General features: G+C 62.6%; 10 protein-coding genes. 1 reads left to right on the forward strand and 9 read right to left on the reverse strand.

Going from position 1 to position 9,219, the window contains the following annotated elements:
• The first annotated feature begins 11 nt into the window (after positions 1 to 11).
• Positions 12 to 1,289, forward strand: coding sequence for an OmpP1/FadL family transporter (locus GIW04_RS23760; protein ID WP_120248421.1), 1,278 nt, complete (start codon positions 12 to 14; stop codon positions 1,287 to 1,289).
• 65 nt (positions 1,290 to 1,354) lie between these two features.
• Here the strand turns inward: GIW04_RS23760 and GIW04_RS23765 are convergent, their stop codons facing one another.
• The 9 genes from GIW04_RS23765 to cobD form a co-directional block, all read right to left on the reverse strand.
• Entirely contained in the window at positions 1,355 to 1,906 is a 552-nt protein-coding gene (locus tag GIW04_RS23765; protein ID WP_003193028.1) for a glutathione peroxidase, read from the reverse strand.
• A gap of 150 nt (positions 1,907 to 2,056) precedes the next feature.
• Entirely contained in the window at positions 2,057 to 3,265 is a 1,209-nt protein-coding gene (locus tag GIW04_RS23770; RefSeq protein WP_120248422.1) for an MFS transporter, read from the reverse strand.
• A 54-nt stretch (positions 3,266 to 3,319) separates the two neighbouring features.
• Positions 3,320 to 3,724, reverse strand: a complete 405-nt coding sequence (locus GIW04_RS23775; RefSeq protein WP_120248423.1) for a MarR family winged helix-turn-helix transcriptional regulator — start codon at positions 3,722 to 3,724, stop codon at positions 3,320 to 3,322.
• A 42-nt stretch (positions 3,725 to 3,766) separates the two neighbouring features.
• Positions 3,767 to 4,495 carry an adenosylcobinamide-GDP ribazoletransferase gene (locus GIW04_RS23780; RefSeq protein WP_120248489.1) on the reverse strand — a complete coding sequence of 243 codons (729 nt, stop codon included), beginning with the start codon at positions 4,493 to 4,495 and terminating at the stop codon, positions 3,767 to 3,769.
• 2 nt (positions 4,496 to 4,497) lie between these two features.
• Positions 4,498 to 5,073 (reverse strand): alpha-ribazole phosphatase family protein, encoded by a 576-nt coding sequence (gene cobC, locus GIW04_RS23785; protein WP_003193034.1) that lies wholly within the window; start codon positions 5,071 to 5,073, stop codon positions 4,498 to 4,500.
• Entirely contained in the window at positions 5,070 to 6,125 is a 1,056-nt protein-coding gene (gene cobT, locus GIW04_RS23790; protein ID WP_034136129.1) for a nicotinate-nucleotide--dimethylbenzimidazole phosphoribosyltransferase, read from the reverse strand. The genes cobC and cobT overlap by 4 nt, the downstream gene beginning before the upstream one ends.
• Positions 6,122 to 6,643 (reverse strand): bifunctional adenosylcobinamide kinase/adenosylcobinamide-phosphate guanylyltransferase, encoded by a 522-nt coding sequence (gene cobU, locus GIW04_RS23795; protein ID WP_003193037.1) that lies wholly within the window; start codon positions 6,641 to 6,643, stop codon positions 6,122 to 6,124. The genes cobT and cobU overlap by 4 nt, the downstream gene beginning before the upstream one ends.
• A gap of 202 nt (positions 6,644 to 6,845) precedes the next feature.
• Positions 6,846 to 8,297: a cobyric acid synthase gene (locus GIW04_RS23800; protein ID WP_120248424.1), complete on the reverse strand. Its 1,452-nt coding sequence runs from the start codon at positions 8,295 to 8,297 to the stop codon at positions 6,846 to 6,848.
• Positions 8,294 to 9,219 (reverse strand): threonine-phosphate decarboxylase CobD (cobD, locus tag GIW04_RS23805; protein ID WP_236479253.1); only part of this gene is annotated, 926 nt, incomplete at its 5' end. The genes cobD and GIW04_RS23800, both read right to left, overlap by 4 nt.

Genomic DNA, 9,219 nt, shown 5'->3' on the forward strand with positions numbered 1-9,219 from the left:
GAGTTCTAATAATGAAAAAAGTAATGCTCAAGACCACACTTAGCCTCGCCGTTGCCATGGCATCCTCCCAACTGTTCGCCAGCGGCTTTGCGCTCAACGAACAGAGCGTGAGCGGGATGGGTACCGGTTTCGCAGGTCGCTCTTCTTCTGCCGATGATGCGAGCACTGTGTTCGGTAACCCTGCCGGTATGGCACGTCTGGAAGGCCAACAGATCACTGGTGGCGTTGCAGCCATTGATGCCTCTACCGATATCAGCAATGTCAGCGGCCGCTCCGCTGGTAGCAACAAAGGCGATATGGTGCCTTTCACCGCCGTGCCTTTCGGTTTCTACACCAATAAACTCAACGACCAGTGGGCTGTCGGCTTCGGCGTCTATGCGCCGTTCGGCCTGATGACCGACTACGAAAGCGGCTTCCAGGGCCGTGGCTTTGGCAGCAAGAGCGAAGTGAAAGTCATCACTTTGCAACCGACCGTCAGCTACGCCTTCAACGATCGCGTTTCCGTAGGTTTCGGCCCGACCATCAACCGCATTGCCGGCACCCTGGAATCGGACCTGACGCTGAACCCTCGCGCGCCAGACACCAATATCAAGATCAAGGGTGACGACACCGCACTGGGCTTCAACATCGGCGTGCTGGTTCAAGCCACCGATACCACCCGTGTCGGCCTGACCTACCACTCCAAGGTCAGCTACAAGCTGGACGGCCACACCGAAGTCACCGCACCGACCGCGACCTCGCCGTTCCTGCGTAGCAACCGCTACGACGCCTCGCTGAAAATCGACACCCCTGAGTCCTACGACCTGTCCGTTACTCAAGACCTGACAGACGCATGGAAACTCTACGCCGGTGCGACCTGGACGCGCTGGAGCCGCCTGAAAGACATCACGGTCAAGAACGAAGGCGTCAGCGGCGCTACCGGCGGCGCGCTTGCCCCAGGCCTTGTCAGCACAATCAAGGAAGACCAGAACTGGCACGACACCTGGGCCTACGCCGTGGGTACTTCGTACCAGCTCACCAAGCAAGTGGTACTGCGTACCGGCTTGACGTTCGACCAGTCGCCGACCAACAACACGGATCGCTCGCCGCGCATCCCGACTGGCGACCGTACTATCTTCAGCCTGGGCCTGGGCTACCAGGTCATGGATAACATGACCATCGACCTGGCCTACTCCTACCTGAAGGAAGAGGACGTCAAGATTTCGCGCTCCAACCAATTGGCCAGTTACAACGCCAAGTATGAAAACAGCGCCAACGGTTTCGGCTTGGGCATGACCTACAAGTTCTAACCCGCAGCCGTATAAAAAAGCCCCGCTCTCCTGTGAAGGAGGCGGGGCTTTTGTTTGGCTGGCGGTCAGGGTTTGGAAGCCAATGCCTGTTCCACCGCCTTGATCAGCTCCGGACTGTCCGGCTTGGTCAGGCTGGAAAAACTGGCCACAACATTGCCCTGGCGATCCACTACATACTTGTAGAAGTTCCACTTCGGCGCCGCGTCGGCCTGCTGTGCAAGCACCTTGAACAGGTGCACCGCATCCGGCCCCTTGACCTTCTGCGGCTCGGTCATGGTGAAGGTCACGCCATAGTTCACGTAGCAGACCTTGGCGGTTTCCTCACCGGTCTTGGCTTCCTGCTTGAAGTCATCGGACGGCACGCCAATCACTTCCAGGCCTTGGCCCTTATAGCGCTGATATAAGGCTTCCAGGCCTTTGAACTGCGGAGCGAAACCGCAGAAACTCGCCGTATTGACGATCACCAAAGGTTTGCCAGCGAATTGCTGGCACAGGTCGATGGATTCCTTGGCCCGCAGCTTGGGCAATTGGCCCTCCAGCAACGGCGGGCAACTGGCGGCCATCGCCACGCTGCCAATAGCCATCAGGATGGGTACAGCGAGCCAGCGCATCTGCATGTCAAAAGTCCTTGAGTCGGTTCAGACCCACAACTTAACAGATCGCCATGCCCAGTTGCATCAACGCCAGGCCGCCCCGCTGCCAGCCCCACCAGGCCAGCAACAGCAACACCATCCCCACCGCATACAGCATAAGACGCGCTGTCATGCTCATGCCGCCTCCATCTGCGCCTGTATACGTGCCACCGGCCGCTCACGCACCGGCCAATTCAGCGCGGCGGCGAGCAGGCTGAGCAAAATTGCCACCTGCCAGATCAAATCGTAGCTGCCGGTTCGATCATAGACCACCCCGCCCAGCCATCCGCCGAGGAACGAGCCAAGCTGGTGGAACAAGAACACAATCCCGCCGAGCATCGAGAGGTTGCGCACACCAAACAGGGTCGCGACGGTCCCGTTGGTCAGCGGCACCGTGGACAACCACAAAAAGCCCATCGCCATGCCGAACAGATACGCTGTGACTTCAGTGACCGACGCCCACAGGAACAACACAATCACCACCGCCCTTAACAGGTACAAGCCGGTGAGCAGGCGCGGCTTGGACATGCGCCCACCAAGCCAACCTGCCGTATAGGTGCCGAACACATTAAACAGGCCAATCAACGCCAGCACGGTGGTGCCCACCGTGGCCGGCAGGTGCTGGTCGACCAGGTAAGCCGGCAAGTGCACACCGATGAACACCACTTGGAAACCGCAGACAAAAAAGCCGAAGGACAGCAACCAGAAGCCGGAGTGAGAACAGGCCTCTTTGAGCGCCTCACCCAGGGTTTGCTGGCCCACCGTGACCGCCAGCGGCCGGTCCTTGAGCATGGCGACCAGCGGCAGGATCAGCGCCACCATCAAGCCCAGCGCCAGCAATGCTGCCGACCAGCCGAGCCAGCCAATCAAACCGAGGGTGCCGGGCACCATGGCGAACTGGCCGAACGACCCCGCCGCACTGGCAATACCCATGGCCATACTGCGTTTTTCGGGTGCAACGGCGCGACCAACCACGCCGAGAATCACCGAGAACGAGGTGCCGGACAGGCCAATGCCAATCAGCAAGCCTGCGCTCAATGACAGTGACCAGGCAGAATCAGACATACCCATGAGCACCAGGCCGACGGCGTACAGCACCCCGCCGACAAACACCGCCTTGGTCGCGCCGAAACGGTCGGCCAAGGCCCCGGTAAACGGCTGCGCCAAGCCCCAGATCAGGTTCTGCAAGGCGATGGCAAAGGCAAAGGTTTCACGCCCCCAACCGAATTCGCTGCTCATCGGCCCCAGAAACAGGCCAAAGCCATGCCGTACGCCCAAGGACAACGCCAGGATCAGCGCACTGCCTAAAAGGACCCAACCACTGGTGCGCCACATCGAGCTCATTTCTTATTCTCCGTTCGCGGGTATATACCCGCTTGTAGTCGAACAAACCGCCGTTCAGGCGAGTTCATCCAGCAAGGCCAACAACATTTCGCGCTTTTCGGCGCCAAGCTTATCATTCAGTTTCTGTTGCGCTGCTTCCCACGCCGGCAACGCAGCGGCCAGCCTTTCATGACCGGCGTCAGTCAACACCACCAGGCGGTTGCGCAAATCGTCGCCCTCCACCAATTGCACTAGCCCCTCACCTTCCAGGACACGCAGGTTGCGCCCCAGGGTGCTGCGATCCAGGCCCATGGCGTCCGCCAGGCTGGAAATGCTCGGCTGGTCGAGACGCTGCAGGTTGCACAACAGAGAATACTGGGCAACGTTGATCCCGAAGCCGTCGAGAGCGCCGTCGTAGTGCCTGCTGACGCCACGGGCGGCGCGTCGCAGGTTGGTGCATAAACATTGGGAGGCAAGCATAGAGCGTGTATATACCCGGAGTTAACCAATTGCAAGAAAGCGTTACAACGCCAGCCCGACCAGCACCGCGACTTCAAGCAGCTCCAGCAGTGCGCCAGCGGTGTCGCCCGTGGTGCCGCCCAGACGCTTGACCATCAACTGGCGCAGCCACACGAAACACAATGCCGCCAGCAACACCGCGATGCCGCCGTTGAAACCGCCGATCAGGATACAGGCCAAGCCGCTGAGGATCAGCACCTGTTGGCCGACAATTCGCGGCAGATGGTCTGACAGTGCCTGGCCCAATCCGCCCGCCCGCACATAGCGCGTGGTGAGAAACAGCGCCAGCATCGAAGCGCGTCCGATCAGGGGCGCCAGGATCAAGGCGGTGCCATTGTGTTGTTCGATCAACGCCACCAAGGCGCTGAACTTGAGCAGCAGCACCAAGCCCAGGGTGACCACCGCAATCGGGCCACTGCGCGGGTCTTTCATGATGCTGAGGGTGCGTTCGCGGTCGCCAAAGCCACCCAGCCAGGCATCGGCGCTGTCGGCGAGGCCGTCCAGGTGCAAGCCACCGCTGAGAAACACCCAGGCCGTGAGCAGCAACGCGGCGTGCAACAGCAATGGGGCGCCCAGCAACACCTGGTTGAGGCCCCATAACAACACACCGAACAGCAGCCCAACCAGCGGATAAAACAGCAACGAACGACCGAGCTCTTGAGGCTGCGGCATGCCCGGCAAGCGAATGGGCAGACTGCTGAGAAATTGCAGGGCGATCCAGAACGGCAGCATCATCAGCGTCCTTCCTTCAACACGCCATCGGCTTCAACCAGCAGGCCGAACAAGGCGCCGTGACCCACTTCGACGTTCAGCAGTTGCTCACGGGGCAACCCTCGCGCCTGGGCCAGCAGCAGGCGCATTACACCACCATGACTGATCAACAGCACGCGCTGGCCAGCATAGGCCTGACGCAGCCGGGCGACAGCGCCAAGCACGCGCTCGGAAAACCGGATGACCGGCTCGCCTTCCGGCGGAGTGAAGGCATAGGGATTGGCCCAGAACAAGCCCAGCCCTTGGGCATCGGTGTCCATCAACGCGGCCGCGCTCTGCCCTTCCCAGGCGCCGAAGTGCAGCTCCTGCAAGTCAGGCTCCAGGCTCACCGGCACATCGAGCTGTGCCCCCAACTCCTGGGCAAACAGGGCGCAGCGTTGCAGGGGTGAGCTGATCAGCCGATCCCATGGCCCCTGCCCCACCACTGCGTCGCGCATCTGCTGCCAGCCGTTGGCGGTCAGCGCATCGTCCAGGCTGCCACGCAGGCCACCGCCCAGTTCGGTTTCGCCGTGGCGCAGCAGGTCCAGGCGCAAGGTCATGCGGGGCGGTCCGCCACGGCGGCTTCGGCGAAGGTCGCCATCTGCCCGTGCAGCGCACACGCCAGGCGCAACAAGGGCACCGCCAACGCGGCGCCGCTGCCTTCGCCCAGGCGCAGGCCCAGTTCCAGCAACGGCTGCGCATCGAGGCTGTGCAGCACATGGCGATGGCCCGGCTCGGCGCCGCGATGGCCGAACACTAGCCATTCGCGGCATGCCGGGTTCAAGCGCACCGCTACCAGCGCGGCCACGCTGCAGATGAACCCATCCACCAGCACCACGATGCCTTCCTGGGCGCAGGCCAGGTAGGCGCCGACCAGCGCGGCTATTTCAAAACCGCCGAGATTGAACAGGGTTTGCAGCGCATCACTGCGCTGGCCGGCGTGCAACGCCAAGGCCCGTTCAATGACCGCGACCTTGTGGCTGACCCCAGCAGCGTTCAAACCGGTGCCAGGGCCTGTGAGGTCAGTGACCTGGCAATCCAGCAATGCGCAAGCCAAGGCACTGGCCGCGGTGGTGTTGCCGATGCCCATCTCGCCGCCGATAAACAACTGCGCACCGCTTTGCAGGGCGCGGCGTGCGCTGTCTCGCCCGGCGTTCAGGGCCAGTTGCCCTTGGGCCTGGGTCATCGCCGGGCCATGGACGAAATTGGCCGTGCCCGCGCCGATATTCAGGTGACGAACGCCGGGCAAATCCAAGGACGGCGTGACGGTGCCGAGGTCGACCACTTCCAATTGCGCTTGCAGTTGCCGCGCCAGCACGCTGATTGCCGCACCACCGGTGACGAAGTTTTGCAGCATCTGGCCAGTGACCGCCTGGGGAAATGCCGATACACCTTCAGCGACCACACCGTGATCGCCAGCAAAAATCGCGATCCACAGGTGTTCTACCGAGGGCTTGGCCTGGCCTTGCAAACCTGCCAGCTGCACCGCCAGCGCTTCCAACTGGCCGAGGGAGCCGGCGGGTTTGGTCAACTGCTGCTGACGCGCCAGCGCCTGTTCGTGGGCCGTGGCATCAATGGTCTTGCAGGGGTTGAGCCACCAGGAATCGGTCATAACGCAGTACCTTTCAAAGTCAGGGGCAGGCCGGCAACCGTCAGCACAACGCGCTGACATTGCTCGGCCAGGGCTTGATGCAGCCAACCGGCTTCATCCACATAGCGGCGAGTCAATTCGCCCAGCGGCACGACACCCAGACCGGTCTCGTTGCTGACAAAAATGATTTCCCCCGGCAGCGAGGCCAGGGTTTGCAGCAGGTGATCACGCTCGGATGCAAGGCGCGCCGGGTCTTCAAGCATCAGCAGGTTGGTGAGCCATAAGGTCAGGCAATCCACCAGCAGGCAGCGATCAGTGGCGGCGTTTTCACGCAGCACGCGCGCCAGGTCGATGGGTTCTTCAACCAGGCCCCAATGGTCGGGCCGACGCTGGCGGTGCAGCGCGACGCGCTCGTTCATCTCACCGTCGAGAGGTTGGCTGGTGGCGATATAAATGACGGCAAGCCCGCTCTGTGCGGCAAGCTTTTCGGCCAGGCGGCTCTTGCCCGAACGGGCGCCGCCGAGGATCAATTGATGCATGCAAAGACCCCTGGTAAACCATGTGGAAGCGGGCTTGCTCGCGAATAGGGTGTGTCAGTGAATGCAGCCATGGCTGACCCAACGCATTCGCGAGCAAGCCTGCTCCCACAGTTAGATTGTGGTGCGTCAGGTGGACATGAGGCGGCCGCCAGGGCGCTATCGCAGGCAAGCCAGCTCCCACGATGGGGTCGTGTAAACATCTTCAGATCCCACATAGCTTGCGTAATAAATCGGTATCCAGGTGATGCTCCACCAAGTCCGCCAAGCGCTCGATATCGCGCTCGCGCAGGCCGTGATAATTCACCTCTTGTACGTCCTGCAACCCGGCCCAACGCAGCAAGGCGCTGCACGCTGCCGGGGTCTCGAACAAGCCGTGCAGATAGGTCCCTAGAATTTGCCCATCGGCACTCTGCACGCCATCACTACGGCCATCGTCCAGCAGTACCGCAGCGCTTGCCAGGGCAGCGCCGGAGGTCACCCCCGCATGGATTTCATAACCGCTGACGTCGGCATCTTCCAATACCAGACGCCCACGCACATTGCGCAGTTGTTTCTCTTGTTCCAGGGTGGTGCTGAACGCCAGCAACCCAAGGCCATCACTGGAACCGGCCAGCCCTTCCAGACCCAACGGGTCATGGACGTGCTCGCCGAGCATCTGCAAACCGCCGCAGATCCCCAGCACCTTGCCGCCATAACGCAGATGCCGCGCCACGGCGGTGTCCCAGCCATTGGCACGCAGATAGGCCAGGTCACTGCGCACGCTTTTCGAGCCCGGCAGGATGATCAGGTCAGCGGCAGGTATCGCCTGGCCCGGCCCGACGAACTGCAAATCCACCTGGGGGTGCAAGCGCAGCGGGTCGAAGTCGGTATGGTTGCTGATGCGCGGGAGCACCGGCACCACTACCTTGAGCACCTGGGCGGCCTTGTCGATCTGGCGCTGGTCGATGCCGTCTTCTGCCTCCAGGTGCAGGTCCATCACGTAGGGCAGCACGCCGACCACCGGCTTGCCGGTGCGCGCTTCGAGCCAATCCAGCCCGGGTTGCAGTAACGCGATATCACCGCGAAAACGGTTGATAATGAAGCCCTTGACCCGCGCCTGCTCACTGGGCGACAGCAGTTCCAGGGTGCCGACCAGATGGGCGAACACGCCGCCGCGATTGATGTCTGCGATCAACAGCACCGGGCAGTCCACCGCCTCGGCGAAGCCCATGTTGGCGATGTCATTGGCGCGCAGGTTGATCTCGGCCGGGGAGCCCGCGCCTTCCACCATCACCACCGGGTAGGCCTCACTCAAGCGCGCGTGGGAGGCCAACACCGCTTGCATCGCAATGGCTTTGTAGTCGTGGTAGGCCACGGCATTCATGCTGGTAACGGCACGGCCATGGATGATCACTTGGGCGCCGGTGTCGCTGTTGGGCTTGAGCAACACAGGGTTCATGTCGGTGTGGGGCGCCAGGTTGGCGGCCTGGGCCTGCACCGCCTGGGCGCGGCCGATCTCGCCGCCTTCGGCGGTCACCGCGCTGTTGAGCGCCATGTTCTGCGGTTTGAACGGTGCCACCGCGACGCCCTGGCGTACCAGCCAGCGACACAGCGCGGTCACCAGGGTGCTTTTGCCGGCGTCAGAGGTGGTGCCCTGCACCATCAACGTGGTCATGTGGCGTCCTTGTAGGCGGCCAGGGCTTCGTCAAGGCGCAGCCAGTCGGCGTCGGTGTCGGGCAGGCCCAAGCGCACGCTGCTGTTGTGCACAAACAGGCGCAGCAGGATGCCGCGCTGGGCCATGAATTCGTACAGCCGTTCAGCGTGGGGGGTAATCAACCACTGGAACAAGGCGCAGCCGCCGTGAGGTTGAAGGCCGCGGCGCTCAAGCAACTCGAACAGACGCTGGCCGGCTGCGATGCAACGACTGCGCTGGCGCGCATGCCCGGCGGTATCGCGCAGGCACACTTGGCCCAGCACCCGCGTCGGCCCACTGACGGCCCAGGGCCCGACCTGTTCGGCCAACAGCTTGAGCAACTTGCGCTCGGCCAGCACAAAGCCCAGGCGCACGCCGGCCAGGCCGAAGAACTTGCCGAATGAGCGCAGCACGATCAAGCCGACCTGATCGGCATGGCTGGCCAGGCTCAAGTCCGGGGTTACGTCAATAAACGCCTCGTCCACCACCAGCCAGCCACCACGTTGGGCCAACCGCGCATGCCAATCCAGCAGGCGCTGCGGGCTCAGGCTCAAGCCCGTGGGGTTGTTGGGGTTGACCACGACTAGCACGTCGAGGCTGTCGAGAAAGAAGTCGACTTCCTGCTCCTGCACTTCGCGCACCACATAACCGGCGCGGCGCCAGGCTTCGGCGTGCTCGGCGTAACAGGGCGAAAGCACGCCGACCTTGCCGGAACGACGCAGGCGCGGCAGCAGTTGGATCGCCGCCTGGGAGCCCGGCACCGGCAGCAACGGGCCGGCGCCGTAGTACTCGCTGGCAGCCTTCTCCAAACCGTCATCGGTTTCCGGCAAGCGCGCCCAGGCACGCAAGGGAATCTCGGGAATCGGCCACGGCCAGGGCGCCAGGCCGCTGGACAGGTCGAGCC

It is taken from the genome of Pseudomonas sp. PA-4-8C, from assembly GCF_021606625.1.
Classification (GTDB): Bacteria; Pseudomonadota; Gammaproteobacteria; order Pseudomonadales; family Pseudomonadaceae; genus Aquipseudomonas; species Aquipseudomonas lactis.

Excerpts from the sequence above, each read along its gene's own strand:
- GIW04_RS23765 (WP_003193028.1), bottom strand. The coding sequence starts at position 1,906 with ATGCAGATGCGCTGGCTCGCTGTACCCATCCTGATGGCTATTGGCAGC.
- cobT (WP_034136129.1), bottom strand. The coding sequence starts at position 6,125 with ATGACCGATTCCTGGTGGCTCAACCCCTGCAAGACCATTGATGCCACG.
- GIW04_RS23760 (WP_120248421.1), top strand. The coding sequence starts at position 12 with ATGAAAAAAGTAATGCTCAAGACCACACTTAGCCTCGCCGTTGCCATG.
- GIW04_RS23800 (WP_120248424.1), bottom strand. The coding sequence starts at position 8,297 with ATGACCACGTTGATGGTGCAGGGCACCACCTCTGACGCCGGCAAAAGC.
- GIW04_RS23780 (WP_120248489.1), bottom strand. The coding sequence starts at position 4,495 with ATGCTGCCGTTCTGGATCGCCCTGCAATTTCTCAGCAGTCTGCCCATT.
- cobU (WP_003193037.1), bottom strand. The coding sequence starts at position 6,643 with ATGCATCAATTGATCCTCGGCGGCGCCCGTTCGGGCAAGAGCCGCCTG.
- cobC (WP_003193034.1), bottom strand. The coding sequence starts at position 5,073 with ATGACCTTGCGCCTGGACCTGCTGCGCCACGGCGAAACCGAACTGGGC.
- GIW04_RS23775 (WP_120248423.1), bottom strand. The coding sequence starts at position 3,724 with ATGCTTGCCTCCCAATGTTTATGCACCAACCTGCGACGCGCCGCCCGT.
- GIW04_RS23770 (WP_120248422.1), bottom strand. The coding sequence starts at position 3,265 with ATGAGCTCGATGTGGCGCACCAGTGGTTGGGTCCTTTTAGGCAGTGCG.